This window comes from Nonomuraea montanisoli (assembly GCF_013363975.1).
Taxonomy (GTDB): Bacteria; Actinomycetota; Actinomycetes; order Streptosporangiales; family Streptosporangiaceae; genus Nonomuraea; species Nonomuraea montanisoli.
Genome location: NZ_JABWGN010000050.1, coordinates 1 through 649 on the forward strand (window position 1 = coordinate 1; position 649 = coordinate 649).

Here is a 649-nt window from a genome sequence, read left to right on the forward strand (position 1 = left end):
TCAGACGGTGATGCTCCAGGAGTCCAGGAATCCGGTGTCACCGAGGTAGACGTCGCTGACCTCGAGGGTCCAGGTGCCGGCGGCCTGCTGGCTCACCGGTACCGAGTAGGTCCTGGTGCCGTAGGAGGTGCAGCTCGTGCCGCCGTAGCGGTCGACGGCGTACCACTGGCCGTTCGGCCCGCGCAGCCAGATGTCGAGGTCCTCGGCGCAGGTGTGGCTGATGGTGACCGACAGCTTGACCGGTGAGGTCGCGGTGCCGGTCGCGGTGGAGGTGATCGGGCTCTGCACGGTGGAGTAGTCGCGGATCGTGTAGTTGGTGCCGTTGGTGAAGGTGCGGCCGCCGGAGGTGCCCTGGACGGTCAGCGCGTACGTCGCGGTGTGGGTGGCGGTCTCGCCGGTGCCCGTCACCGTCACGTTGTAGGAGCCGGCCGGGGTGGTGGGGGCGGTGGCGATCGTCAGGGTGGAGGAGCCGCCCGAGGTGACCGAGGCCGGGTTGAAGGTGGCGGTGGCGCCGGTGGGCAGGCCGCTGGCCGACAGGTTGACGGCCTGGGCGTTGCCGGCGGTGGTCTGGGTGGCGATGGTGGTGGTGGCCGAGGAGCCCGCCTGGACCGTGCCCGACGCCGGGTTGGCCGAGATCGAGAAGTCACGG

The 649-nt window shown here is 70.6% G+C and carries 1 protein-coding gene; it reads right to left on the reverse strand.

Going from position 1 to position 649, the window contains the following annotated elements:
- Positions 1 to 649: proprotein convertase P-domain-containing protein (locus tag HTZ77_RS44920; RefSeq protein WP_175595920.1), on the reverse strand; the 649-nt coding region annotated here is incomplete at its 5' end.